This window comes from Streptomyces sp. NPDC001604 (assembly GCF_042893475.1).
Taxonomy (GTDB): Bacteria; Actinomycetota; Actinomycetes; order Streptomycetales; family Streptomycetaceae; genus Streptomyces.
The window spans coordinates 204,310-227,246 of the sequence record NZ_JBIAUY010000003.1; the positions used below are offsets into that span (position 1 = coordinate 204,310).

Sequence of the window (22,937 nt, forward strand, 5' to 3'; positions counted from 1 at the left end):
AGCTATCGTGACCACGCCCCGGTCAACCACCCTTCTCTGTCAAGGGGGTTCGCGCTCATGGCTCACCGTCTGCGTCCCGTAGGGCTCGACTTCGTCGACACCGCACCCGTGCGCCTGGTCTTCGCCCAGGAGGTCTCCGCATCCCCCGAGGCGGTCTTCCACGCCCTCAACGACGACGTGGCGGGGTGGGCGGAATGGTTCGCTGCCGTGACGCACGCGCGGTCCCTCGACGACGGCGCCGGGCGCGACATCCGGCTCAAGGGCGGCGGGCGCTTCCGGGAGACGGTCCTCGCGGCGAAGGAGGCGGAGGTGTACGCCTACCGGGTCGACGTCACCAACGCACCGGGCGCCCGCGCCCTCGCCGAGGAATGGCGGCTGCTACCGGCCGGGACGGGCACTCGCGTGCAGTGGACCTTCGCCGCGGACGGCACGGCACCGTTCCGGCTCGTGGTGAAGGCGGCACGGGCGGGGCTCGGTCGGGCGTTCCGGGACGCGGTGGTCTCGTTGGACCGTCGGCTCACCCGCCAGAGCTGAGCAGGCCAGGTCCGCTGCGGTTCAACCGCGCCACTTCAAGGGCGCGGGGCTTTGTCGATCTGCGGCTCCGCCGCGCGGGCGCGACCAGCCACGACGCAGCCGCAGCCGATCGACGGCACCATGCCACACGCCGGCGCGCGCCCAGTCACTCAGCAGGACCAGACGCCAGTCTCCAGCAAAGCATCGATCGCCGCCGAGTACGGATCGATGTCCAGCCCCTGCTCGGAGAGCCACGCATCCGAGTAGTACTTGTCCAGGTACCGGTCCCCCGGATCGCACAACAGCGTCACCACGCTCCCCTGCCGCCCCTCGGCCACCATCTCGGCAACGATCTTCAGCGCGCTCCACAGTCCGGTGCCCGTGGAGCCGCCCGCCTTGCGGCCGATGGCCTGCTCCAGCGCCCGTACTGCGGCGACACTGGCGGCGTCGGGGACCTTCATCATCCGGTCGATGGCGCCCGGCACGAAGCTGGGCTCCATACGGGGCCGGCCGATGCCCTCGATGCGCGAGCCGCAGTCGCTGGTGACGTCCGGATCGCCGGTGGTCCAGCCCTCGAAGAAACACGAGTTCTCCGGATCGGCCACACAGATGCGGGTGTCGCGCTGTGTGTAGTGCACGTAGCGCGCGAGGGTCGCCGAGGTGCCGCCGGTGCCGGCCGTCGCCACGATCCACGCGGGCTCCGGGAACCGCTCCAACTCCAGCTGACGGAAGATGGATTCGGCGATGTTGTTGTTGCCGCGCCAGTCCGTGGCCCGTTCGGCGTAGGTGAACTGGTCCATGTAATGGCCGCCGGTCTCCACCGCGAGGCGGGCCGACTCGTCGTACATCTTGCGGGAGTCGTCCACGAAGTGGCACTGCGCGCCGTGGAACTCGATCAGGCGGACCTTCTCGGCACTCGTCGTGCGCGGCATGACGGCGATGAAGGGCACGCCGATCAGCTTCGCGAAGTAGGCCTCGGAGACGGCCGTCGAGCCGCTGGACGCCTCGATCACCGGGCGGCCCGGCCGGATCCAGCCGTTGCACAGTCCGTAGAGGAAGAGCGAGCGGGCGAGCCGGTGCTTGAGACTGCCGGTCGGGTGGGTCGACTCGTCCTTCAGGTACAGGTCGATCCCCCACTTCTCGGGCAGCGGGAAGCGGAGCAGATGCGTGTCGGCCGAGCGGTTGGCATCGGCCTGGACCTTGCGGACGGCTTCTTTCAGCCAGTCGCGGTAGGCGGCGTCGCTGTGGTCGACATCGAGGGTCTTGCCGGTCCGGGTCTGCTGGGGGGTGCTCACGACGGGTGCTCCTTAGGCTGTGCGCCGACGGCGCGCAGCGCGGCCGACGCACCGATCATAAACACCTTCCGCACGCTTCTCACCTGCATAAACGCATCTTTGAGCATCCCAAAGAACACCCTGGGGCCGGGGGCCGGGCGGAGGTGGGGGCGCATTCGCGCAAGTGCTCCGGGCGCCCGCCCCGAGCGTGTCGTGCGTACTGGTGCCAGAGGTCGGGTGGGGGCAGACTGCACCGAACGGGGGCGCACACTGGATCAGGACACGAGCTGGATCACGCTCCGCGCAGGAGTACGGTCCAGCGCAGCGGACGGCCACAAGGGGGCGGCATGGCGGAGCCGGAGTTCACGGCGACGGGCGTGCGGATCGGCAAGCGGCTGCGTTCGCTCACCCGGGCCGGGCAGGTCCGGATCAGCGACGGCAGACTCGCGCTGCTCACCAGTTACGGCACCGAGATCGACAGCGCGCCGGTGCAGGCGGTGCGCGCCTCCAAGCCCTGGTTCGCCGCGGAGGACCGGGCCCTCGCGGACCTCAACGGCAAGCGGTACCTGCTCACCCTGGGCGATCACGACCCCGCGCCGGGCGAGCCGGGGCCGCCCGCGGCGCGCCGCTTCATCGAGGCCGTACGCAAAGCGGCGGGGCGGGGCGGCTGACAGGGCACACAGGACGGCGGCGGGCACGCACCCGCGTGGTCGGTGGAACCGATCGCGAGTTGCGGTCCCGCGCCCCCTGGGTCACGCTGTTCTCACGTCACTCTGGGTTTACCGGCGATAACGCTGCGAACCAGCCCGCCGGGCACGACGGCAGGTGGCCAGGCCCTCAGGCACCTGCTGGATCCGTACTCCGTGTTCTTCCGGACCTCTTAAGTCGGGGAGTCGCAGCCGTGATCAGTCACCCAAGCAGGCACTGCACGGTAGAGCTGCAAGCCCTGCCGTCGCGGATCGGCCAGGTCCGCAGAATCGTCTCTGCGCAGTTGCGCTACTGGCATCTGGACGCCCTCATCGACCGGGCCGCGCTCGGTGTGACGGAGCTGTTGACCAACGTCCACCTGCACGCCCAGCCGGACAAACAGTGCACCGTGGAGATAGAGCTCGTGCTGGACCGGCTCATGGTCTCCGTGCACGACCACGACCCCCGCCTGCCCGAGGTACGGGACGTCGAAGCCTCCGCCACCACCGGGCGCGGGCTGGCCATGGTCGCCGCGGTGAGCGAGAGCTGGGGGGCGCGCCCGGACGGCGACTCGGGCAAGGTCGTCTGGTTCGCACTGCCCACCACACCCGCTCCGGTGGCCGCCCCGGCCCGCCCGCCACGCCGTACGGCCGACACGCCGGCCCGCCGGCTGGTGGAGCTCGAGCACGCGGCCGACAGCCACAGGCCCACGCACGCTCCCGCCCGGTCCGCCGTTCCCGGCTGACCGGGCGGTGACCGTATGTGATGGTCGGTCGCCTTCGGGGCGCCTCAGTCGGTGTCGAGACGGCGATCGTGCTCAGCGCTTCGCGCCTCCGCGCGTTCGCCGTCTCGACACCGACGCGCCCCTGCGGCTCCCTCCCGGCCGGTGTCCGGCGGTGCGGTGGGCGTTGGAGGGCCTGTGCCGTTGAGCCGGTTTGGCCGTCGAAGTGCTGTTGGGCAAGGCGGCTCGACGGCCTTGTTGCCGACCGGAGGTCACTCCGTGGCGATGGCCCGCAGTACATCCAGGCGTGCCGCCCGTCGGGCCGGGCGCAGGCCTGCCAGGGCGCCGGCTGCCAGGCCCACCAGGGCCACGATCGCGAGCTGCACGGGCGGGACCACGAAGGCGAAGGCACTGTCGCCGGCGCCGTCCGACGCCTTGACCAGGACCCAGCCGAGGAAGGCGCCCAGGCCGAGGCCGCCGACCGTGCCGAAGGCGGCCACGAGGACCGACTCCCAGCGGACCATGGCGCGCAGTTGGGGGCGGGTCTGGCCGACGGCCCTGAGCAGGCCCAGTTCGCGGGTGCGTTCGTGGATCGCCAGGGTCAGGGTGTTGGCGATGCCGAGCAGCGCGATGAGGACCGCGAGGGCGAGCAGGGCGTAGACGAGCGTCAGCATCATGTCGATGCCGCCGGCCGAGGACTGCGCGTACTCGCTGCGGGTCTGGACCTCGGGGTTGCCGTACCGGTCGGCGACCTTCTGCACGGCGGCCTTGCCCGCGTCCGTGCTCACGCCGTCCTTGAAGGAGACGGCGACGAGGGTGTCGGAGTCCTGGGTGCGGTGCGGGGCCCAGGCGGCGCGGGTGATGACGTAGTCGCCGGCGAGTTCGGACCGGCCGTAGACGGCGCGGACGGTGAAGGCCTGCGTTTTGCCGTCGGTGAAGGTGAGTTGGGTCCTGTCACCGGTGGTGAGGTGTTGTTTGTCGGCTTCCGCCCTGGTGAGGGCGATGCCGTCGGTGCCGAGGGCGTGGAGTGAACCATCGACCTTGCCGAGGTCGAAGGTGCGTTCCAGGGCGACGGGGTCGGTGACGGTCAACGCCCGTCCCCTGCCGTCGACTTTCGCCACTCCGCGGCCGAGGCCCACGGCCGTGTCGACCCCGGGGAGTTGTTGTATCGCTCCGGCGAGCCGGGGGCTCAGGCCGCTGCCGCCCGCGCCGAAGGAGGGTGTGCTGACGGCGACGTCTCCGGCGAAGGACCGGGACACGGTCTGGTCCATGGTGGCCTTCAGCGAGGCACCGAAGACGGTGAAGAGGGAGACGACGGCCACGCCGATCATCAGGGCGCTCGCGGTGGCGGCCGTCCGTCTGGGGCTGCGCAGGGCGTTGCGGCGGGCGAGGCCGCCGGTGACGCCGCGGAGTTTGTCGAGGGGGCCGCCGAGGATGCGTACGGCCGTGGTCGAGGCGACCGGGCCGAGGACCACGAACGCCACCAGGGCCAGCACGGCGCCGAGTCCCGCCATCCAGAGGGACGGTGAGACGAGCACTCCGCTGAGCGTGGTGGCGACCGCGAGTGCAGCGAGGCCCGTGCCGGTGACGGCGCGGGTGCGGGAGGCGCCGGAGGTGTCGACGGCCGTCTCGCGCAGCGCGGCCAGCGGGGCGGTGCGGCCGGCGCGTGCGGCGGGCAGCAGCGCCGAGCCCAGGCAGACCACGATGCCGACCGCGAGCGGAAGCGTCATGGACAGGGCGCTGATGACCAGGTTGCCGTCGGGGAAGGGGAATCCGATCGCCGGGAACAGGGCCTGCAGCCCGGCGGCGATGCCGATGCCGCCCGCGAGGCCCGCCGCCGAGGCGGTCACGGCGACGGCGGTGGCCTCGATCAGGGTCGTGGCGGTGACCTGGCGGCGGGAGGCGCCGAGGGCGCGCAACAAGGCGTTCTCGCGGGTGCGTTGGGCGACTACGATCGCGAAGGTGTTGTGGATGGAGAAGGTCGCGACGAGGAGGGCGATGCCGGAGAAGACGAGGAGGAAGGTGGTGAAGAGGGTCAGGAACTGGCTGGAGATCATGTCGGTGTTCTCCTGGGCCGACGCCTGACCGGTGATGGCCTCAACTCCCTTGGGGAGTACGGGGGTCAGGCGGTCGACGAGTTCCTTCTCGCTGACGCCGGGGCCCGCCCGCACCTTGATGCTCGCCGCCTCGCCAGGGCGGGCGGTGAGGTATTTCTCGGCGTCGGCGCGGGTCATGCCGGTGAAGGTCACCTGTGCCATGCCGTCCTCGCCGCCGAAGGTCGCGAGGCCGACGATGGTCACCTTGACCGGGTCGGGGGTTCGGAGGGTGGTGGTGTCGCCGATCTTCAGGTTGCCCTTTTTCGCGGCGCCGCGGTTGACGACGACCTCGCCGGAATGCTGCGGGGCGCGGCCCTCGGCCAGCTGGTAGGGGTTGAGCTCGGCGTCGGCGATCCAGTTGCCGGCGAGGGTGGGTGGGCCCTTGCCGCCGATGGGCTTGCCGTTCTTGCCGACGAGCTGGCCGGCGCCCTCGATGTCGGGTGCGGCGGCCGCGACACCGGGCACCCGCTCGAGGGTGTTCACCAGGGTCGTGTCGACCGGCTGGCGCACGCCCTGGCGCTCGCCCGGTGTGGTGATGGCGTCCGCGCTGCGTACGACGGCGCCCGTGCCTTTGGTCGCGTTGCCGAACATCGAGTCGAAGCCGGCGCGCAGCGTGTCGCCCATGACGAGGGTGCCGGCCAGGAAGGCGACGCCGAGGAACACGGCGAGAAAGGTCCCGGCGAAGCGCCGCTTGTGGGCGCGCAGGGAGGACACGCTCAGGCGTACGGAGGCGTTCATGAGGCCACCTCGAAGGCTTTCATGCGGTCCAGGACCCTGTCGGCGGTCGGGGATTCCATACGGTCGACCAGGCGTCCGTCGGCGAGGAAGACGACCTCGTCGGCATGGGCGGCGGCCACCGGGTCGTGGGTGACCATGACGACCGTGCGGGAGGTCTGGCGCACCGCGCGGCCGAGCAGTCCGAGGACCTCCTCGCCGGAGCGGGAGTCGAGGTTGCCCGTGGGCTCGTCGGCGAAGACGACGTCGGGCTGCCCGGCGAACGCCCGTGCCACGGCGACGCGTTGCTGCTGGCCGCCGGAGAGTTCGGCGGGCCGGTGGCGGAGGCGGTCGCGCAGGCCGACGCCATCGATGAGCGCCTCGATCCACTCGGGGTCGCCTTTGCCGCCGGCGAGGTCCAGCGGCAGCGTGATGTTCTCCGCGACGCTCAGCGTCGGCACCAGGTTGAACGCCTGGAAGACGAAGCCGACGCGGTCGCGGCGCAGCAGGGTCAGGCGGCGGTCGTCGAGGCCGCCCAGATCGGTGTCACCGATGTACGCGGTGCCCGCGCTGAGGGTGTCGAGGCCGGCCGCGCAGTGCATCAGGGTGGACTTTCCGGAGCCCGAGGGCCCCATGATCGCGGTGAAGCGGCCGGCCGGGAAGTCGACGCTCACCCCGTCCAGGGCCCTCACCTCGGTGTCGCCGCGGCCGTACACCTTCACGGCGTCGACGACCCGGGCGGCCGTACGGAGGGCGGTCGTGGTGGTCATGCCGCACCGCCCTTGGTCCGGCCGAACTGCTCGTCGAGTACGGACAGTCGGCGCCAGTACTCGTCCTCGTCGATCTCACCTGACGCGAAGCGGCGGCCGAGCACGGCCAGGGGTGAGTCGCCGGAGGGGCGGGTGTCCCCCATGGCCCGCCACGGGCCGCCGCGGCCGCGCCACACGGTGCGGCGCAGGACGGTCACGACGCCGATCACGACGGCCGCCCAGATCAGCGGGAAGAAGAGGATCCACGGGCCGGGGCCGCCGTGCCAGTCTGCGAAGGTCTGCATCTCGGGTCATCTCCTGGGTGGGTCTGTGGTGCGTCTTGTGGTGATGGCTCGAGGCTCCCGCCGGGGAGGGGCCCGGGTCGTCGTACGGCCAGCGGCAGTGCGCGTACCTCCCGGGGAGTAGGCGGGGTCCTGGCCGCTGCTTCCCCAAAGGGCTCGACTTCTGTAACTACTAGTATGTACAGTCAGTGCATGAGCACCTCGGAGAGCACCTCGGACCGGCTGATCGAGTCCACCCGTGAGCTGCTGTGGGAGCGCGGTTACGTGGGCACCAGCCCCAAGGCGATCCTGGAGCGCTCGGGCGCCGGACAGGGCAGCATGTACCACCACTTCAAGGGCAAGCCGGATCTCGCGCTGGCGGCGATCCGGCGGACGGCCGAGGAGTTGCGGGCTACCGCCGAAGGAGTACTGGGCGGGCCGGGAACGCCGTACGAGCGCATCGAGGCGTATCTGCGGCGCGAGCGTGACGTGCTGCGCGGCTGCCCCGTCGGGCGGCTGACGATGGATCCGGACGTCATCGCCAGCGACGAACTGCGCGCACCGGTCGACGAGACGCTCGACGCGATCCGCGAGCTGATCGCCGGGATCGTCGAAGAGGGCAAGGAGCAGGGCCAGTTCGCGCCCTCGCTGGACGGCGAGGAGATCGCCTCGACCGTCCTCGCGACCGTCCAGGGCGGCTATGTCCTCGCCCGCGCCTCCGGCTCACCCGCCGCCTTCGACGCCGGCGTCCGAGGGCTGCTCTCCCTTCTCGCCCCGCGTTAGGAGTTCAGGTCCGTGCGCATCACCAGGAAACGCCCCGACACCAGGCAGGGCCCGGCGGAGAACTTCACCGGCTCGGTGTGGCTCGACGAGATAGCCACGCCCGCGGCCCCGTCGCGACTGCGCATGTTCAACGTCCACTTCGCGCCCGGCGCCCACACCGCCTGGCACCGCCATCCGCACGGTCAGGTGCTGCACGTCCTGGAGGGCGAGGGGTTCGTGCAACGCAAGGGCGGCGCGCCGGAGTCGATCCGCGCGGGTGACACCGTGTGGATCGAGCCGGAGGAATGGCACTGGCACGGCGCCGGGCCGCGCACCTTCATGACGCATCTCGCGGTCGTCGAGGCCGCCGAGGACGGCACCACCACGGAGTGGGACGCGCACGTCGGGCCCGAGGACTACCCCGCGAGCGGCTCTTCTGCCTGAGGAGGCATCCGATGCACGCCATGCAGTACGAGTTGACGCTGCCCGCCGACTACGACACGGGCATCATCCGCGGCCGTGTCGCCCGTATCGGGCATCTGCTGGACGACTGGGAGGGCCTGGGCTTCAAGACGTATCTCCTGCGGGAGCGCGGCGTGAACGGCTCACCGGTCAACCAGTACGCGCCGTTCTACCTGTGGAACACCATGGAGGGTATGAACACCTTCCTGTGGGGCGGCGCCTTCCAGGGGCTCAGCAACGACTTCGGGCGGCCGTCGGTGCGGCAGTGGACCGGATTGGCCTACGAGGAGGGCGGCGCGCCAGGCTCACCGGCGCGGTTTGCGGTGCGGCGCCGTCAACCGGTGCCCGAGGGCGTGGTGTTGGCCGACATCATGGCGGACGCGGCGCAGGAGACCGCGCGGATGGCCGGCGAGGACGGCACGGTGCTCGCGGCGGCGGCCGTGGACTCGAGCCGTTGGGAGCTGGTCCACTTCTCGCTGTGGGAGCACGACACGCCGAAGGCCGACGGCGATGTGTTCGAGGTGCTGCAACTGTCGGCGCCGGGGCGTGCGAAGTTGCCGCGCGGGCGGCAGTGGTGAGCGGCGTCCGTACAGTGCTGGGGGATGTGCGGCCCGAGGACCTCGGGGTGTGCAATGCGCACGACCATCTGTTCCTCCGCAGCCCGCAACTGCCCGGCCAGGAGTTGAGCGACGCCTCAGCCGCGCGGGCCGAGTTGGAGGCGTTCCGTGCGGCGGGCGGATCGAGCGTCGTCCAGTGGACCCCGCTGGGCATGGGCCGTCGGGCCGCCGACCTGCCCCTCCTCTCCCGAGCGGCCGGTGTGCACGTGGTCTGCGCGACCGGACTGCACCAGGCCGCCCACTACACGCCTGAGTTGCTCGACGAGCTGCGCGGCAAGCTGGCCGACGTCTTCGTCTCCGAACTCACCGAAGGCATCGGCACGTCGGGCGTCCGCGCCGGGCTCGTCAAGGTGGCCGGCGGCTTCCATGCGCTCGACGCCCACGCCCGCTGGACCATGACCGCGGCGGCCGAGGCCCACCACGCCACGGGGGCGCCGATCGCCGTGCACCTGGAAATGGGCACGGGCGCACTCGACGTACTGGACCTGCTGTGCGGCGAGTTGGGTGTCCCACCGGAGCGTGTGATCCTCGGCCACCTCAACCGCTCCCCCGACCTCGTGGTCCAGCGCCAGGCTGCGGAGGCGGGCTGCTGGCTGGCCTTCGACGGCCCGTCCCGTGCCCATCACGCCACGGACTGGCGCATGCCGGACGCGGTACGGGCCCTTGCGGAGGCGGGTTTCGGGCACCGGCTGTTGCTCGGTGGGGACACGGTGGCCGCAGGGGCGCGGTCGGTCGACGGCGGACCTGGGATGCCGTACCTGCTGCGCAGAGTCCGCCCGCGGCTCGCGCGGGAGCTGGGCGGGGAACTGATGAACCGCGTCCTGACGGAGAACCCCGGCCGGGCGTTCGCCGTCGAGTGGCGCTGAGCGGAACGGAGGACCACCGCCCATGCCCTTGGTCCGTATCGACGCACTGGGAGCCGATCCGGCACGCCTCGACGCGCTCGGCCGAGCCGTGCACGAGGCGTTGGTGGAGACGCTCGGCATCCCCGGCGACGACCACTTCCAGATCCTGACCGGGCACGACGGCACCAACAGCACACTGCGGTACGGCAGTTACCTCGGCGTGCAGCGCGACGACGGCATCGTCTATGTCGCGATCACGATGCGCTCCGGCCGCACCGCTGCTCAGAAACGGGCGTTGTACCGACGGATCGTCGAACTCGCCCAGGCCCACGCGGGGACCGAGCCGCGGAACGTTTTCGTCACCGTGACCGAGAACGGGCCGGCCGACTGGTCGCTCGGTCACGGGGCGGCGCAGTACCTGGATGCGGCCTGCTCCTGACCGGTCGCATCAACGGCAGAGCTCGTCCAGGTCCTCGCAGAAGGTCGGGAACTCGGCCTGCGCCTCGGCGACGATCTCCCGGGCGGTCCGGCGCGGGGTGCCGGCGTGCCGCTCGGCCAGTTCCGCCAGCGTCGGGTTCGGGCGGGACTCGCGCTGCTCGTACTCGATGACCTCCATCGGGCCCAGTCCGTCGGCCAGCACCCACAGGAAGTCGGAGAGGTTTCCGGCGATGACGCCCCGCTCCCCCTCCGACCCCAGGAACACCACGGGCTGTTCGGCGAGGGGCCGGCCGGGACGCGCGCACCAGAGGGCGGCGAGGCCTCCGGTGCCGTCCTGGCCGAAGACCCGGTAGGCGTCGCCGTCCAGTTCGTGGTTGCCGGTCCAGTGCCGGATCCAGTCGGTGGTCTCCTCCGCGGAGTCGAACGCGTCATAGGGCTCGAAGTCGATGCCCTCGCCGTCGTCGTAGTCGAACTCCACCCCGGCCACGGCGGCCAGGGCGGACGGAAAGCGGCGGTCGTCGCCGATCGTCTCGATCATGCCCGCAGGCTAGCCGCCGCCACTGACAACGCCCCTGGGAGACGGAGATGCGTGCATTCAGGGCAGCAGGGAGTCGACGTCCTCGATGACGGACTCGTTGACGATCTCCAGGGGTGGCCGCGTTCGGCGAACTCGTCGACCTGGGCGGTCATGGTGGCGACGAAGACTGAACCGGACGGCCTCGAAGGGCTGTTGACGCTGGTCGCCCTGGGCTGCGGCACGGGCGTGGTCCCCCGGCTCGTACTGGAGCACAGTGCGGTGCGCGACCGGCGGGCGGTGGTTCCCGCGGATCCGCCGCCGGAGCCGTTCCCGAGGCGGGCTGTGCGTACGGCGGGCGGATCTGCGGCGGCCGTTGGTGGCGGCGCTGTGGAGCCTGTGAGCCGAGGGCCGGGGATCAGCCGAGCTTGGCGTACTCGACGGCGATGCGCGCGCCGAGCCGGGCGTTGTTCTTGACCAGGGCGATGTTGGTGCGCAGGCTCTCGCCGCCGGTGAGCTCGACGATCCGGCCGAGGAGGTAGGGGGTGGTGTCCTTGCCGGTGATGCCGGCCTTGTCCATCTCGGCGAGGGCCTGGGCGATGACGCCGTCCATGCGCTCGGCCGGGACCTCCTCGTCCTCGGGCACGGGGTTGGCGATGCTGACGCCGCCGGGGATGCCGAGGTCCCAGCGGGCGTGCATCACGGCGGCGATCTCGGCGGGCGAGTCCACGCGCATGGGCGAGGTGAAGCCGCTGCGACGCGAGTAGAACGCCGGGAACTCGTCCGTGCCGTAGGTCAGGACCGGCACGCCCAGGGTCTCCAGCGTCTCCAGGGTCAGGCCGATGTCGAGGATGCTCTTGACGCCCGCGCTGATCACCGCGACGCCGGTCGCGGCCAACTCCGTCAGGTCGGCGCTGATGTCGAACGTCGTCGGCGCGCCGCGGTGCACGCCGCCGATGCCTCCGGTGACGAACGTACGGATGCCGGCGAGCGCGGCCAGCCGCATGGTCGCGGCGACCGTCGTCGCGCCGTGGGCGCCGCGCGCGATGACATAGGCGAGGTCGCGGACGCTGGCCTTGGTGACGTCCGGAGCGGTCGCGAGGAGTTCCAGGTCCGCCTGGGTCAGCCCGATGTGGGGCCGGCCGTGCAGGACGGCGATCGTGGCAGGGACGGCGCCGCCCTCGCGGATGATCTGCTCGACCTCCACGGCCATCTGCACGTTCTGCGGGTACGGCATGCCGTGACTGATGATCGTCGACTCCAGCGCCACGACGGGACGCCCGTCGCGCAGCGCCTCGCGGACCTCGTCGGTCAGCACGAGACGCGGATGCGGGACGGGGGTCGCGGGAGTCGGGGCGGGGGTGGGCGTGATCATTTCTGGCTCCGCATCGGATCGTTCAGGTCGTTCGGATCGTTCGAGTCGGTCGGCTCGTTCGGTTCGGTCGGGTCGGTCAGCGCGTCCTCGACCAGACGCGGGGTCAGGTCGGGGCGTACCGTCGCCGGGCTCTGCACCGTCAGGGCCGCGGCCGCGTGCCCGTAGCGGGCGGCGTCCACCGGGTCGCCGCCTGCCAGCAGGGCGTGGACGAACGCGGCGAGCATCGCGTCCCCGGCGCCGGTGACGTCGGCGACCTCGGCGGGCGGCGCGGGCAGGAAGGTCGCCTCCGCGCCGGCGGTGCTCAGGATGCTGCCGCGCGCCCCGAGCCGTACCCACACATGGCGCACCCCGCGGGCATGCAGTGTGTCGGCAGCGGCCGTCACCTCGGCCTCGCCGTCGCCGACGGGCCGACCCAGCAGGGCCCGTAGCTCGTCGAGGTTCGGGGTGAGGGCGAAGACGGGGCGGCGGGCGGTGAGCAGCGGTGCGAGCAGGGCCGCCTTGGGGGCGCTGACCGGGTCGATCACCACCGGTACGGCGGCGGGCTGCGCGACGTCCATCGCGTGGGCCAGCACCTCGGCGGGCAGATTGCCGTCCAGGACCAGCATGTCGGCGTGGGCGATCAGTTCGCGGGCCGGGTGCAGGTCCTCGGGCGCCAGGGCTTCGGTGGCCGCCATGTCGGCGACCGCCACGACCAGGTCCCCGTCGGCGTCGAGGACCGCCGTGTAGGTCCCCGTCGGGTGGGCGCTGCGGTGCACGTGGTCGAGGCGCACCCCGGCCGCCGCGGTCTCGGCCAGGAGCCGCTCGCCCGCCGCGTCCCGGCCGACGGCGGCGATGAGATGGGTCGGGGTGCCCAGCCGCGCCAGGTTCTCCGCGATGTTGCGGCCGACGCCGCCCGCGGTGGTGCCGGCCCGCCCCGGGTTGCTGGTGCGCTGCCGTACGGGGGCGAGGCTGCGTACCTTCACGTCGACGTTGGCCCCGCCCACGACCACGACGGCGTTCTCCTCGCGGAGGATGTAGCCGCGGCCGAGGATGGCGCCCTTCTTGCCCAGGTTGGACAGGTGCACGTTCACCGCGGCCCGGGTGCTGCCGAGGGCGTCGGCGATCGCCTGCGGCCCGGCCAGCGGGTCGCGGCGCAGCAGCGCGATGATCTCGCGCTCCCGCTGGGTCAACATCATGCTGACAAAGTTAAAGCGCCTTTATCGAAGTAAGCAAGAGGGGATCGTCGGGTCTTGAGCGGCGGTGCGCGTCGTCAGCGGGCGGTCCTGCCGGTGTCGAGCCGGCCCACGCGCTCCACGTTCTCCCGGTCCTCTGCGTCCTGGCTGGGCTGCGCCGCGAACCAGGCGTCGAGGATCTCCTTGAGCAGCGGCTCGGAGGTCAGACGCAGGCTGAGCGCCAGCACATTGGCGTCGTTCCAGCGGCGGGCGCCGTCCGCCGTGTACGCGTCGGTGCACAGGGCGGCCCGTACGCCGGGCACCTTGTTGGCGGCGATGGACGCGCCCGTGCCGGTCCAGCAGCACACGACCGCCTGGTCGGCGCTTCCCTCGGCGACCTCGCGGGCCGCGGCCTCGGAGCACGCGGCCCACTGGGGGTCGTCCCCGGGGCTCAGTGCCCCATGGGGCACGACCTCGTGGCCGCGCCTGCCCAGTTCCGCGACGAGCGAGCGCGCCACGGGTTCGTCCATGTCCGAGGAAACCGAGATCCGCATGTTCCGGAGCCTAACTCCGCCGGGCTCACGCCCCCAGTGCGCGGGTGAGCAGGTCCCGTCGGTTGTGCGTGCCGGTCTTCGCGAACACGGACTTGAGGTGGTCCTGCACGGTGTGCTCGGTGACGTACATGCTGCGGGCCACGGTGTGGCTGTCGGCGCCCTTGGTGAGCAGGCCGAGCAGTTCGCGCTCGCGCGCGCTGAGGGCGAAGGCCCGGCCGAAGACGGCCAGCCGTTCGCCCGGTGCGGCCTCCTCGATGGTGACGGCGATGGTGCGCTGCTCCGGCGGCCCTTCCTCCCCGAGCCGGGCGGCGCGCAGGGTCAGCCACAGCCCGTCGGTGAGGTGCACGCGCGCGCGTGGCGGATGGGTGTCCACGCCCGCCTCCACGGCGAGGAGTTGCGCGGCCACGTTGTAGGCGCCGGCCGGAACGGGTGGCCGCCCCTGCTCGGGCGGCACGAGGACGCGCAAGTAGGCGTGCGTCTCGGGGGTCTGGCCGAGCACGTCGAGACCGGGTGAGAGCAGCAGCACCAGCGGGCCGGGGCGCGTTGTCCGGTGCGGCCGTACGACGAAGGTGGCGGCCTGGGTGCGGCGGAGGGCGGTGGTGACCGGCGCGGTGAGCCCGGCCAGGTGGGCGGCTTCCGCGCGGGTGAACTCGCGGTCGCCGCGCCACAGGTCGAGGAAGCCCCAGGTGCCGTGGCGGTCCCTGAAGACCATCGAGGCGACGTCCCGGACGCCGTAGTGCCGCAGCAGGTCGTGCCAGAGCGGACCGCGCGCGAGCTCGGGGTGGTCGCTGAGCAGGGCGAGGTCACGGATCGCGGTCCACCGGCCGGTCGGCGTCAGGTACTTGAGACGGATCAGCCGGGGCAGCTCCGCCAGAGAGGGGACGTCGGCGATCGGTGCACAGCCGACCGTGGTCTCCGGGTCGGTCAGCAGGAACGCGTACGCGTCGAACCCGACGGCGGCCCGCAGCTCGTCCAGGAGCCGCAGGCGCAGTTCCCGTGCGTCGCCGCCGGCCTCGCACAGCCGGACGGTGCGCTCGTGGCGGGCTGAGAGCCGGTCCTGGTCGGCCATGATCCGAGCGTACGCCGCGCCGTCCCCCACACATCTGGGATGTACGGCGGTCCGGCCCGCCGCCCAGCATGGAGGTGCCCCGCGAGAACCCTGAGGAGGAGCCATGCCGACCCTGCACATCGAGCACCCGATCACGGACTTCGCCACCTGGAAGACTGCTTTCGACCACTTCGCGTCCGCCCGGAAGAGCGCGGGCGTACGGCGGCACCGTGTGCAGCGCCCGGTCGGCGATCCCTCCTACGTCGTCATCGACCTGGACTTCGACGACGTGGCGGACGCGGAGCGGTTCCTGGGTTTCCTCAGGACGACGGTGTGGTCCTCGCCGGACAACGCACCCGCCCTGTCCGGTGCGCCGCGGACGCGCATCCTGGAGACGGCCGAGGAGGGGCCCGCGCTCGACCCGCTGTCCTGAATCACGCGAGGCCCTGGGCAAGCACTGCAGCCGCGCCGGACGCGACCCGGCGGAGATCCGGCCACGGAGCGTGCCGAACTCGCCGTCGTCCGCCTTCCGTTGCCCTACACACCACATCTGCCGGAGCCGTTGGCAGACGAACCGACCAAGGGCGTCGGCGGTCTCACCGCGTGAGCGCCCCCAGCGGATCGTCCAGTACCGGCTGCCACGCCAACTCGGCGGCGCCGACCAGGCTGTTGTGGTCGAGGGTGCAGGCGAGGATGGGGACGCCGCCGCTCTGGCCCCACAGGCTGCGGTCGGCGACGACGGCGTGCAAACGCTCGGGGTCGGCGTCGAGGAGGGTGCGGTGGAGGCCGCCGAGGATGATGCGGTCGGGGTTGAGGATGTTGACCAGGCCCGCGAGACCGAGGCCGAGGCGGTCGATGAGGGCCTCGGCGGCGGTGCGGATGGCGGGGTCGTCGTAGTGGTGGCGGATCAGGTCGTCGGCCTGCCGGAGGAGGTTGACCTCGGGGCCGGGATCGCGGCCCGCGGCGGTGAGCAGGGCCAGCGGGTCTGCCTCGACGTCGAGGCAGCCGCGGCTGCCGCAGTGGCAGGGACGGCCCTCGGGGTTGACGGTGAGGTGACCGACCTCCAGGGCCAGCCCCGAACTGCCCGTGTGCAGGCGGCCGTCCAGGACCAGCGCGCCGCCGACGCCGCGGTGGCCGGTGGCCACGCACAGCAGGTCCCGGGCGCCGCGGCCCGCGCCGTGCCGGTGCTCGGCGAGCGCGGCGAGGTTGACGTCGTTGCCGGCGAAGGCGGGCCCGGTGATTCCGGCCGCGCGCACGCACTCCGCGAAGATACGGCGGACCGGTGCACCGACGGGCCACGCCAGATGCAGGGGGTTGAGAGCCAGGCCGTCCGGTTCGGCGACCGCGGACGGTACGGCGAGCCCTGCGCCCACGCAGCGCCGTCCCGTCGAACGCAACAGCTCGGCGCCCGCCTCCACGACCGAGCCGAGGACCTTCGCCGGGTCGGCGTCGACCGTCTCGCAGCCCGGCGCGGTGGCGACGATGCGGCCGCCGAGACCCACCAGCGCCGCCCGGAACCCGTCGGCGTGCACCTGTGCGGCGAGGACGACCGGGCCCTCCTCGGCGACCGCCAGCCGGTGCGAGGGCCTGCCCTGCGAGCCGGCCGCCGCGCCGGGCCGGGCGTCGACCCGGATCAGCCCGAGCGCCTCCAGTTCCGCCGCGACCGCGCCGGCCGTGGCCCGCGTGACGCCGAGCTCGGCGGTGAGCACCGCCCTCGTGGGCGCCCGCCCGGTGTGCACGAGCTCCAACGCGGGCCCGAGCGCACCGCGCCCCCGGTCCAACCGCGTCCTCGAGGTGCTCCCTTCCCCCGTCTGCCGGGGGTCCGCCTTGCCGCTCATGAGGGCGAGTCTCCCATGATCCGCAGTTACGCCGGGCTACAGGCCGCTGACCCGAAGCGTGATGTTCAGCCGTCCCGTCAGCCCCAACTCCGCGGGCGCGGTGCCCGCGTACACCCGCGGCACCCCGTGGTAGGCGAGCCGGGACGGTCCGCCGAACACGAACAGATCGCCGCTGCGCAGCTCGACATCCGTGTACGGCTTCGTGCGGGTCTCGGTGTTGCCGAAGCGGAAGACGCAGGTGTCGCCGAGGCTCAGGGAGACCACCGGTGCGTCGGACTTCTCGTCGCTGTCGCGGTGCATGCCCATGCGGGCTTCGGCGTCGTAGAAGTTGATCAGTGCGATGTCGTACGGTGCCGCCGGCTCGCCGAGTGTCTCCAGTACCGCGCGTCGGCCGACTTCGCCCAGCCAGGCCGGGAACGGCTTCACCGGAGCGCCGTCTCCGTCGACCACTGTGCGGGCGTAGCCGTACGGGTACCAGTGCCGGCCGAGGCAGACCTGCCGGGCGGTCATCGTGCCGCCGCCGGGCGTGCGCACCGTGCGCAGGCCGGCCGGTGGGCGCGCCCACGCGCGGCAGGCGTCCAGCAGCTCGCGCTGGGCGTCCGCGGCCAGCCAGCCGGGCACGTGCACCGCGCCGGGCGCAACCTCCGTGCGCTCCCGTGGGAACAGCTCGGCATCCATGTCATCCATCCTCCCCCACCGGCCGTGAGCTGCGGCTCGGCTAGCCTTGACGCACGATGAACGACCGTATGACGACGCCGTGGGGCGAGCTCGCGCTGGCCCGTTTCCCCGAGGACCCGCGCGAGAGGCTGCGTGCCTGGGACGCCTCCGACGAGTACCTGCTCAGGCACCTCGAAGCCGAGAAGGTCCCGCTGTCCGGCACGGTCGTGGTGCTCGGCGACCGCTGGGGCGCCCTGGTCACCGCGCTCGCGGCGCACCGGCCGGTGCAGATCACCGACTCGTTCCTGGCGCAGGAGGCGACACGCGCGAACCTGGCAAGGGCCGGCGTCGAGACCGGTGCCGTACGGCTGCTGACCACGCAGGACCCGCCGCCCGACCGCATCGACGTCCTCCTGGTCAGGGTCCCCAAGAGTCTCGCGCTCCTGGAGGACCAGTTGCTGCGGCTGGCGCCCGCGGTGCACGAGGGGACGGTCGTCGTCGGCACCGGGATGGTGAAGGAGATCCACACCTCGACACTGCAGCTGTTCGAGCGGATCCTGGGGCCGACCCGCACCTCGCTGGCCGAGCGGAAGGCGCGGTTGATCTTCTGCACGCCGGACACCGCGCTGGAGCGGCCCGCGAACCCGTGGCCGTACAGCTATGCGCTGCCCGAGGGCATCGGCCCGGTCTCCGGGCGCACCGTGGTCAACCACGCGGGCGTCTTCTGCGCCGACCGCCTCGACATCGGCACCCGCTTCTTCCTGCAGCACCTGCCCGCCGCGCTGGGCGGCCGGAGGGTGGTGGACCTGGGCTGCGGCAACGGCGTGGTCGGTACGGCGGTGGCGGTGGCCGAGCCGTCGGCCGAGGTGCTGTTCGTCGACGAGTCGTTCCAGGCGGTGGCCTCGGCGGAGGCGACGTACAAGGCGAACGGGGTGCCCGGGCACGCGGAGTTCCGGGTCGGTGACGGGCTGGCGGGGCTGCCGGACGGGAGTGTCGACCTCGTGCTGAGCAATCCGCCGTTCCATTCGCACCAGGCGACGACCGACGCGACGGCGTGGCGGATGTTCACCGGGGCGCGGCGCGTGCTGCGTCCCGGTGGTGAGATGTGGGTTGTCGGCAACCGGCACCTGGGGTACCACGTGAAGCTGCGCCAGGTGTTCGGCAACAGTCAACTGGTCGCCAGTGACCCGAAGTTCGTGGTGCTGAAGGCCGTCAGGAAGTGATCAGGCGGCGGGCATGCCGACGGTCCGGATGATCCCGGTCACCGCCCGCACCATCGCCTCCCTCCCCACGCTCAGGTACTTGCGTGAGTCGACCGCCTCGGGATGGGCGTCGAGGAAGTCGCGGATCGCGCCCGTCATGGCGATGTTGAGGGCCGTGCCGACGTTCACCTTGGCGATGCCGCCCGCGACCGCCGCGGCGAGTTCGTGGTCCGGCACGCCCGAGGAGCCGTGCAGGACGAGGGGCACGTCCAGGGCGGCCGAAAGACGCTTGAGGAGGTCGTGGTCGAGGGATGCGGTGCGGGTGGTCATGGCGTGGCTGCTGCCGATGGCGACGGCGAGGGCGTTCACGCCGGAGTCGGCGACGAAGGCGCGCGCCTGGGCGGGGTCGGTGCGGGCACCGGGCGCGTGGGCGTCCAGCGGGGTCTCACCCGCCTTGCCGCCGACCTGCCCCAACTCGGCCTCGATCCAGAGGCCTTGAGCGTGCGCCCAGTCGACGGCGGCTCTGGTCGCGGCGAGGTTCTGCTCGTAGGGCAGGCGGGCCGCGTCGTACATCACGGAGCTGAATCCGGCGTCCGCCGCCTGGCGCAGCAGGTCGTCGCTCTGGACGTGGTCGAGGTGCAGCGCGACCGGCACGGAGGCGCGTTCGGCGGCGGCGACGGCCGCGCGGGCGAGCGGGAGCAGCCGGCCGTAGCGGAACTTGACGGCGTTCTCGCTGACCTGGAGGACGACGGGCGCCTCGGCGGACTCGGCGCCGGCGATGACGGCCTCGACGTGTTCGAGGGTGATGATGTTGAAGGCGGCAACGGCGGAGCGCCCGACGGCGGCCCGGGTGACGAGTTCGCCGGTGGTGACGAGCGGCACGGCTTCTCCCTTCCAGCGTTTTCTGGGTGCGTCAGGGCGCGAGGGCCACGGAGCAGGCGAGATGGCTCAGTCGGCCCGAATCGAACCCGCGGGCCGCGACGGCGCGGCGCGCGGCGGCGCGGCGCGCGGCGGCGCGGCGCGCGGCGGCGCGGCGCGCGGCGGCGGCCCGGGTGACCAGTTCGCCGGTCGTGACGAGCAGCACGGCTTCTCCTTCGGGCTTTCCGGGGCGCTCAGGGCGCAAGGATCACCGAGCGGGTGAGGTGGCGCGGCTGGTCCGGGTCGAGGCCGCGGGCCGCGGCGACGGCGACCGCGAGGCGCTGGGCGCGGACCAGTTCGGCGAGCGGGTCGAGGCCGCCCGCGATCCACAGCCCGCCGGTGGCGCGCACCTGCTCGGCCAGGCCCTCGGGGGCTTCGCCGAGCATCCAGGTCGCCGTGCCGTGGGTGGTGATGCTGATGGGGCCGTGCCGGTACTCCATCGCCGGGTAGGTCTCGGTCCAGGCGAGTGAGGCCTCGCGCATCTTCAGGCCGGCCTCGTTGGCCAGGCCCACCGTCCAGCCCCGCCCCAGGAAGGTGAACTGGGTGCAGGCGACGAGCCCTTCGGGCAACGGGGTCGTCAGGGCGGTGCGGGCGTCGGCGACGACGGTGTCGGTGTGCAGGCCCAGATGGGCGCGGAGCAGGGTCAGCGCGGTCGTCGCGAAACGCGTCTGCACGACGGACCGTTCGTCCGCGTAGTCGAGCACGACGAGGTCGTCGGCGGCCGCCATGACGGGTGTGTCCGGGTCGGCGGTGATCGCCGTGGTCCGCGTACGTCCCTTCAACCGGCCGAGCAGGTCGAGGACTTCAGTGGTGGTGCCGGAACGCGTGAGGGCGACGACACGGTCGTACGAGCGGCCGTGAGGGAACTCGGAGGCGGCGAAGGCGTCCGTCTCGCCCTGTCCCGCGCCCTCACGCAGTGCGGCGGCCGCCTGCGCCATGAAGTACGAGGTGCCACACCCGACGATCGCGACCCGCTCCCCCGGCGCCGGGAGCGTCCCGCGGTGCCGGTCGGCCTCCGACGCGGCCCGTATCCAGCTCTCGGGCTGGCTGGTCAGCTCGTCCTCGACATGGGTCATACCGGGCCCTCCCCTGTTCCGATCCTCACGCGGTGACATGCTTGATTGTTCTTGCAAGATATAGCGAGCTTTCGAGCAGAATCAAGCATTCGGACGCACGCAGGGCACGTGACGGCCGATGGCAGTCGCTGCTGGAACTACTCGTCGAGCGCGGCCGGCTGGACGTCGAGGAGGCGGCCTCGGACGCTCGTCCTCACCCGGGGCGGCGCCGGGGGTGCACGAGGCCTCGTACGAGCAGCCGCTGCGCTACAAGACGGGACGAGTCGATGCGCGAGCAACCGGCTGCATCGCGCGTTCGAGTCCGTGGACGCCTGGTCACCGACACCGCGGCGAGCGTGGACACGATGGGGCGCTTCCAGAAGGCGGGGATCACGGCCGGCACGATCTGACTCCCGACAGTGCGCCCCGGCCCCCGCGATCCACACGCCCGGCCCGTTGATTCGGCCTAGGCTGGGAGCGCGGATGCGGGTCGGGGCAGGGAGGCTGCGATGGGCTCAGGAGCGATCGACCACGGCGTCCCGGGGGCCGCTGCCCGGTATCTGCCGATCGCCGAGCACGGACTGATCGGCGATCTGCGCAGCGTGGCCCTCGTGGGCACCGACGGCACCATCGACTGGTACTGCTGCCCGGCCTTCGACGCGCCGAGCGTCTTCGCGGCGATCCTGGACGCGGAACGCGGCGGCTCCTTCGAGCTGGCGGCGTCCGTGCCGGCGAAGACGAAGCAGTTCTACTTCCCCGACACCAACGTGCTGATCACCCGGTTCTTCACCGAGGACGGCGTCGGCGAGGTGCAGGACTTCATGCCCCTGAACGGCGGCAACGTCGAGACCGAGCGCCACCGGCTGATCCGGCGGGTGGTGTGCGTGCGCGGCTCCATCCCGTTCCGCACGCGGGTCGCCCCGCGCTTCGACTACGGCACCCGGCCGCACACCGTGCGCCTGGTCGGCGAGGTCGCGGTGTTCGCATCCGAGGAGCTGTCGCTCGCACTGACGGCGACGGTGCCACTGGAGGCCGACGGGCCTGACGTGCGGGCCGACTTCAAGCTCTCCGAGGGCGAGACCGCGGTGTTCGCGCTGGACCAGGTCGGCGGCGACGTGGAGCCGCGCCGGTGCGCGAAGCTGGAGGCGGAGGAGCAGTTCGGCACGACGGTGGCGTACTGGCGGCGCTGGCTGTCGGCGTCCAAGTACCGTGGCCGCTGGCGTGAGATGGTGCACCGCTCCGCCCTCACCCTGAAGCTGCTCACCTACGCGCCCACCGGCGCGATCGTGGCCGCGCCGACCACGAGCCTGCCCGAGCAGCTGGGCGGCGAACGCAACTGGGACTACCGGTACGTATGGGTGCGTGACGCCGCCTTCGCCGTCTACGCGCTGCTGCGGCTCGGCTTCACCGAAGAGGCCGAGGCGTTCATGAACTTCCTGACCCGGCACGTCAGTCCGTCGGCCGACGGAGACTCCGCACCCCTGCAGATCATGTACGGCATCGACGGCCGCACCGACCTCACCGAGCTCGAACTCGACCATCTGGAAGGCCATCAGGGCTCCGCGCCGGTACGGATCGGCAACGCGGCCGCCGACCAGCTCCAGCTCGACATCTACGGCGCGCTGATCGACTCGATCTACCTCTACGACAAGTGGGCCCAGCCCATATCCAGCGCCCAGTGGGACGACGTGTGCATGCTGGTGGAGTGGGTGTGCCAGCACTGGGACCAGCCCGACGAGGGCATCTGGGAGACCCGCGGCGGCCGCAAGAACTTCCTGTACTCCCGCCTGATGTGCTGGGTGGCCATCGAGCGGGCCATCCGCATGGCCAACCGCCGCGGTCTGCCCGCCGACCTGCCCCGCTGGCGCGAGTCCCGCGACACGATCTACCGGCGGATCATGAAGCGGGGCTGGTCCGAGACCCGGCAGGCGTTCGTCCAGCACGAGGACGGGGACGACGTGCTCGACGCGGCCGTCCTGATGATGCCGCTGACGAAGTTCATCGCACCCACCGACCCCAAGTGGCTGTCCACCCTCGACGCGCTCACCCACGACCTGGTGTCCGACTCCCTCGTCTACCGCTACGACCCGATGGCGAGCCCCGACGGGCTGCGCGGCGACGAAGGCACGTTCTCCATCTGCTCGTTCTGGTACGTCGAGGCCATGGTCCACGCCGGCCGCATAGACGAGGCACGCCTCGCCTTCGAGAAGATGCTCACCTACGCCAACCATCTGGGCCTGTACGCCGAGGAGATCAGCCACACCGGCGAGCAACAGGGCAACTTCCCACAGGCATTCACGCATCTGGCCCTCATCAGCGCCGCCTTCAACCTGGACAAGGCCCTGGGCTGAGGGTGGTGCTGAGGACACCGTGGGTCCGGTCCTCAGGCCCAGCGACGGCGGGCCCCGCGGCCGGAAGGATTCCTGACGTCGGCACACGGGCCGACGCGGAATCCACCTCACGGAC

Annotated in this window: 25 protein-coding genes and 2 pseudogenes; 13 read left to right on the forward strand and 14 right to left on the reverse strand. The window is 72.0% G+C overall.

Annotation, left to right across the window (positions count from 1 at the left end; translation table 11 throughout):
- Nucleotides 1-57 precede the first annotated feature (57 nt).
- Nucleotides 58-534: an SRPBCC family protein gene (locus ACFY1E_RS10440; protein WP_389073740.1), complete on the forward strand. Its 477-nt coding sequence runs from the start codon at nt 58-60 to the stop codon at nt 532-534.
- Between the two features lie 149 nt (nt 535-683).
- On the opposite strand, the gene ACFY1E_RS10445 is transcribed toward ACFY1E_RS10440, so the two are convergent.
- The gene (locus ACFY1E_RS10445; protein ID WP_389073742.1) at nt 684-1,808 is read right to left on the reverse strand and encodes a PLP-dependent cysteine synthase family protein; all 1,125 of its coding nucleotides are present in this window, start codon (nt 1,806-1,808) and stop codon (nt 684-686) included.
- A gap of 326 nt (nt 1,809-2,134) precedes the next feature.
- Here ACFY1E_RS10445 and ACFY1E_RS10450 point away from each other — a divergent pair, with 326 nt between their 5' ends.
- Together ACFY1E_RS10450 and ACFY1E_RS10455 are read left to right on the forward strand one after the other, a co-directional pair.
- Entirely contained in the window at nt 2,135-2,458 is a 324-nt protein-coding gene (locus ACFY1E_RS10450; RefSeq protein ID WP_266963703.1) for a hypothetical protein, read from the forward strand.
- A 230-nt stretch (nt 2,459-2,688) separates the two neighbouring features.
- On the forward strand, nt 2,689-3,219 hold the full coding sequence (locus ACFY1E_RS10455) for an ATP-binding protein (RefSeq protein WP_389073745.1): 531 nt from the start codon (nt 2,689-2,691) through the stop codon (nt 3,217-3,219).
- Between the two features lie 248 nt (nt 3,220-3,467).
- On the opposite strand, the gene ACFY1E_RS10460 is transcribed toward ACFY1E_RS10455, so the two are convergent.
- Genes ACFY1E_RS10460 through ACFY1E_RS10470 form a run of 3 tightly spaced genes read right to left on the reverse strand, consistent with a single transcriptional unit; the run spans nt 3,468 to nt 7,059 of the window.
- On the reverse strand, nt 3,468-6,029 hold the full coding sequence (locus tag ACFY1E_RS10460) for an ABC transporter permease (protein ID WP_389073747.1): 2,562 nt from the start codon (nt 6,027-6,029) through the stop codon (nt 3,468-3,470).
- Entirely contained in the window at nt 6,026-6,775 is a 750-nt protein-coding gene (locus ACFY1E_RS10465) for an ABC transporter ATP-binding protein (protein WP_389073750.1), read from the reverse strand. The genes ACFY1E_RS10460 and ACFY1E_RS10465 overlap by 4 nt, the downstream gene beginning before the upstream one ends.
- Nucleotides 6,772-7,059: an SHOCT domain-containing protein gene (locus tag ACFY1E_RS10470; RefSeq protein WP_365833641.1), complete on the reverse strand. Its 288-nt coding sequence runs from the start codon at nt 7,057-7,059 to the stop codon at nt 6,772-6,774. The genes ACFY1E_RS10465 and ACFY1E_RS10470 overlap by 4 nt, the downstream gene beginning before the upstream one ends.
- A 189-nt stretch (nt 7,060-7,248) precedes the next feature.
- On the opposite strand from ACFY1E_RS10470, the gene ACFY1E_RS10475 reads away from it, so the two are divergent.
- The 5 genes from ACFY1E_RS10475 to ACFY1E_RS10495 are packed head-to-tail and all read left to right on the forward strand — an operon-like array spanning nt 7,249 to nt 10,160.
- Nucleotides 7,249-7,818 carry a TetR/AcrR family transcriptional regulator gene (locus ACFY1E_RS10475; protein WP_389073753.1) on the forward strand — a complete coding sequence of 190 codons (570 nt, stop codon included), beginning with the start codon at nt 7,249-7,251 and terminating at the stop codon, nt 7,816-7,818.
- 12 nt (nt 7,819-7,830) lie between these two features.
- Nucleotides 7,831-8,241: a cupin domain-containing protein gene (locus ACFY1E_RS10480; protein ID WP_389073755.1), complete on the forward strand. Its 411-nt coding sequence runs from the start codon at nt 7,831-7,833 to the stop codon at nt 8,239-8,241.
- Nucleotides 8,242-8,252: 11 nt separating this feature from the next.
- Nucleotides 8,253-8,837, forward strand: coding sequence for a DUF4865 family protein (locus tag ACFY1E_RS10485; RefSeq protein WP_389073757.1), 585 nt, complete (start codon nt 8,253-8,255; stop codon nt 8,835-8,837).
- Complete coding sequence (locus ACFY1E_RS10490) at nt 8,831-9,742, forward strand: phosphotriesterase (protein ID WP_389073759.1); 912 nt, start codon at nt 8,831-8,833, stop codon at nt 9,740-9,742. The genes ACFY1E_RS10485 and ACFY1E_RS10490 overlap by 7 nt, the downstream gene beginning before the upstream one ends.
- A gap of 22 nt (nt 9,743-9,764) precedes the next feature.
- Nucleotides 9,765-10,160, forward strand: a complete 396-nt coding sequence (locus tag ACFY1E_RS10495; protein ID WP_389073761.1) for a tautomerase family protein — start codon at nt 9,765-9,767, stop codon at nt 10,158-10,160.
- Between the two features lie 9 nt (nt 10,161-10,169).
- Here ACFY1E_RS10495 and ACFY1E_RS10500 read toward each other — a convergent pair whose 3' ends face one another.
- Nucleotides 10,170-10,697, reverse strand: coding sequence for an SMI1/KNR4 family protein (locus tag ACFY1E_RS10500; RefSeq protein WP_389073764.1), 528 nt, complete (start codon nt 10,695-10,697; stop codon nt 10,170-10,172).
- A 168-nt stretch (nt 10,698-10,865) separates the two neighbouring features.
- On the opposite strand from ACFY1E_RS10500, the pseudogene ACFY1E_RS10505 reads away from it, so the two are divergent.
- Nucleotides 10,866-11,076, forward strand: a pseudogene (locus ACFY1E_RS10505) (LysR substrate-binding domain-containing protein); the annotation flags it as partial.
- 15 nt (nt 11,077-11,091) lie between these two features.
- On the opposite strand, the gene ACFY1E_RS10510 reads toward ACFY1E_RS10505, so the two are convergent.
- The 4 genes from ACFY1E_RS10510 to ACFY1E_RS10525 form a co-directional block, all read right to left on the reverse strand.
- A complete protein-coding gene (locus tag ACFY1E_RS10510) occupies nt 11,092-12,048 on the reverse strand; it encodes a pseudouridine-5'-phosphate glycosidase (RefSeq protein ID WP_389073766.1) in 957 nt (318 codons plus the stop codon).
- A complete protein-coding gene (locus tag ACFY1E_RS10515) occupies nt 12,045-13,223 on the reverse strand; it encodes a PfkB family carbohydrate kinase (protein ID WP_389073768.1) in 1,179 nt (392 codons plus the stop codon). Before ACFY1E_RS10515 ends, ACFY1E_RS10510 begins: the two co-directional genes overlap by 4 nt.
- A gap of 74 nt (nt 13,224-13,297) precedes the next feature.
- On the reverse strand, nt 13,298-13,753 hold the full coding sequence (locus ACFY1E_RS10520) for an RpiB/LacA/LacB family sugar-phosphate isomerase (protein ID WP_389073770.1): 456 nt from the start codon (nt 13,751-13,753) through the stop codon (nt 13,298-13,300).
- A gap of 25 nt (nt 13,754-13,778) precedes the next feature.
- The gene (locus ACFY1E_RS10525; protein WP_389073772.1) at nt 13,779-14,822 is read right to left on the reverse strand and encodes a LuxR C-terminal-related transcriptional regulator; all 1,044 of its coding nucleotides are present in this window, start codon (nt 14,820-14,822) and stop codon (nt 13,779-13,781) included.
- Between the two features lie 103 nt (nt 14,823-14,925).
- Between ACFY1E_RS10525 and ACFY1E_RS10530 the strand changes: the two genes are divergently transcribed.
- The gene (locus tag ACFY1E_RS10530; protein ID WP_389073774.1) at nt 14,926-15,234 is read left to right on the forward strand and encodes a hypothetical protein; all 309 of its coding nucleotides are present in this window, start codon (nt 14,926-14,928) and stop codon (nt 15,232-15,234) included.
- Between the two features lie 163 nt (nt 15,235-15,397).
- Here ACFY1E_RS10530 and ACFY1E_RS10535 read toward each other — a convergent pair whose 3' ends face one another.
- Both ACFY1E_RS10535 and ACFY1E_RS10540 read right to left on the reverse strand, forming a co-directional pair.
- Entirely contained in the window at nt 15,398-16,639 is a 1,242-nt protein-coding gene (locus ACFY1E_RS10535; RefSeq protein ID WP_389073777.1) for an ROK family protein, read from the reverse strand.
- Between the two features lie 36 nt (nt 16,640-16,675).
- Nucleotides 16,676-17,317: an alpha-ketoglutarate-dependent dioxygenase AlkB family protein gene (locus ACFY1E_RS10540; protein WP_389073779.1), complete on the reverse strand. Its 642-nt coding sequence runs from the start codon at nt 17,315-17,317 to the stop codon at nt 16,676-16,678.
- Between the two features lie 68 nt (nt 17,318-17,385).
- Here ACFY1E_RS10540 and ACFY1E_RS10545 point away from each other — a divergent pair, with 68 nt between their 5' ends.
- Nucleotides 17,386-18,519 carry a methyltransferase gene (locus ACFY1E_RS10545; protein ID WP_389074884.1) on the forward strand — a complete coding sequence of 378 codons (1,134 nt, stop codon included), beginning with the start codon at nt 17,386-17,388 and terminating at the stop codon, nt 18,517-18,519.
- Here ACFY1E_RS10545 and ACFY1E_RS10550 read toward each other — a convergent pair whose 3' ends face one another.
- From ACFY1E_RS10550 to ACFY1E_RS10560, 3 genes are read right to left on the reverse strand one after another with little or no spacing between them, the layout of a single operon-like run.
- Nucleotides 18,520-19,380 carry a ketose-bisphosphate aldolase gene (locus tag ACFY1E_RS10550; protein ID WP_389073780.1) on the reverse strand — a complete coding sequence of 287 codons (861 nt, stop codon included), beginning with the start codon at nt 19,378-19,380 and terminating at the stop codon, nt 18,520-18,522.
- A gap of 31 nt (nt 19,381-19,411) precedes the next feature.
- On the reverse strand, nt 19,412-19,582 hold the full coding sequence (locus ACFY1E_RS10555; protein WP_389073783.1) for a hypothetical protein: 171 nt from the start codon (nt 19,580-19,582) through the stop codon (nt 19,412-19,414).
- A 28-nt stretch (nt 19,583-19,610) separates the two neighbouring features.
- Nucleotides 19,611-20,492, reverse strand: coding sequence for an SIS domain-containing protein (locus ACFY1E_RS10560; protein WP_389073785.1), 882 nt, complete (start codon nt 20,490-20,492; stop codon nt 19,611-19,613).
- Between the two features lie 80 nt (nt 20,493-20,572).
- Here ACFY1E_RS10560 and ACFY1E_RS10565 point away from each other — a divergent pair.
- Nucleotides 20,573-20,754: pseudogene (locus tag ACFY1E_RS10565) on the forward strand (hypothetical protein); the annotation flags it as partial.
- 226 nt (nt 20,755-20,980) lie between these two features.
- Entirely contained in the window at nt 20,981-22,822 is a 1,842-nt protein-coding gene (locus tag ACFY1E_RS10570) for a glycoside hydrolase family 15 protein (RefSeq protein ID WP_389073788.1), read from the forward strand.
- Nucleotides 22,823-22,937: the final 115 nt, after the last annotated feature.

Excerpts from the sequence above, each read along its gene's own strand:
- ACFY1E_RS10440 (WP_389073740.1), top strand. The coding sequence starts at position 58 with ATGGCTCACCGTCTGCGTCCCGTAGGGCTCGACTTCGTCGACACCGCA.
- ACFY1E_RS10570 (WP_389073788.1), top strand. The coding sequence starts at position 20,981 with ATGGGCTCAGGAGCGATCGACCACGGCGTCCCGGGGGCCGCTGCCCGG.
- ACFY1E_RS10485 (WP_389073757.1), top strand. The coding sequence starts at position 8,253 with ATGCACGCCATGCAGTACGAGTTGACGCTGCCCGCCGACTACGACACG.
- ACFY1E_RS10450 (WP_266963703.1), top strand. The coding sequence starts at position 2,135 with ATGGCGGAGCCGGAGTTCACGGCGACGGGCGTGCGGATCGGCAAGCGG.
- ACFY1E_RS10560 (WP_389073785.1), bottom strand. The coding sequence starts at position 20,492 with ATGACCCATGTCGAGGACGAGCTGACCAGCCAGCCCGAGAGCTGGATA.
- ACFY1E_RS10470 (WP_365833641.1), bottom strand. The coding sequence starts at position 7,059 with ATGCAGACCTTCGCAGACTGGCACGGCGGCCCCGGCCCGTGGATCCTC.
- ACFY1E_RS10475 (WP_389073753.1), top strand. The coding sequence starts at position 7,249 with ATGAGCACCTCGGAGAGCACCTCGGACCGGCTGATCGAGTCCACCCGT.
- ACFY1E_RS10515 (WP_389073768.1), bottom strand. The coding sequence starts at position 13,223 with ATGATGTTGACCCAGCGGGAGCGCGAGATCATCGCGCTGCTGCGCCGC.
- ACFY1E_RS10500 (WP_389073764.1), bottom strand. The coding sequence starts at position 10,697 with ATGATCGAGACGATCGGCGACGACCGCCGCTTTCCGTCCGCCCTGGCC.
- ACFY1E_RS10510 (WP_389073766.1), bottom strand. The coding sequence starts at position 12,048 with ATGATCACGCCCACCCCCGCCCCGACTCCCGCGACCCCCGTCCCGCAT.
- ACFY1E_RS10530 (WP_389073774.1), top strand. The coding sequence starts at position 14,926 with ATGCCGACCCTGCACATCGAGCACCCGATCACGGACTTCGCCACCTGG.
- ACFY1E_RS10540 (WP_389073779.1), bottom strand. The coding sequence starts at position 17,317 with ATGGATGCCGAGCTGTTCCCACGGGAGCGCACGGAGGTTGCGCCCGGC.
- ACFY1E_RS10520 (WP_389073770.1), bottom strand. The coding sequence starts at position 13,753 with ATGCGGATCTCGGTTTCCTCGGACATGGACGAACCCGTGGCGCGCTCG.
- ACFY1E_RS10465 (WP_389073750.1), bottom strand. The coding sequence starts at position 6,775 with ATGACCACCACGACCGCCCTCCGTACGGCCGCCCGGGTCGTCGACGCC.
- ACFY1E_RS10495 (WP_389073761.1), top strand. The coding sequence starts at position 9,765 with ATGCCCTTGGTCCGTATCGACGCACTGGGAGCCGATCCGGCACGCCTC.
- ACFY1E_RS10545 (WP_389074884.1), top strand. The coding sequence starts at position 17,386 with ATGACGACGCCGTGGGGCGAGCTCGCGCTGGCCCGTTTCCCCGAGGAC.
- ACFY1E_RS10535 (WP_389073777.1), bottom strand. The coding sequence starts at position 16,639 with ATGAGCGGCAAGGCGGACCCCCGGCAGACGGGGGAAGGGAGCACCTCG.
- ACFY1E_RS10460 (WP_389073747.1), bottom strand. The coding sequence starts at position 6,029 with ATGAACGCCTCCGTACGCCTGAGCGTGTCCTCCCTGCGCGCCCACAAG.
- ACFY1E_RS10525 (WP_389073772.1), bottom strand. The coding sequence starts at position 14,822 with ATGGCCGACCAGGACCGGCTCTCAGCCCGCCACGAGCGCACCGTCCGG.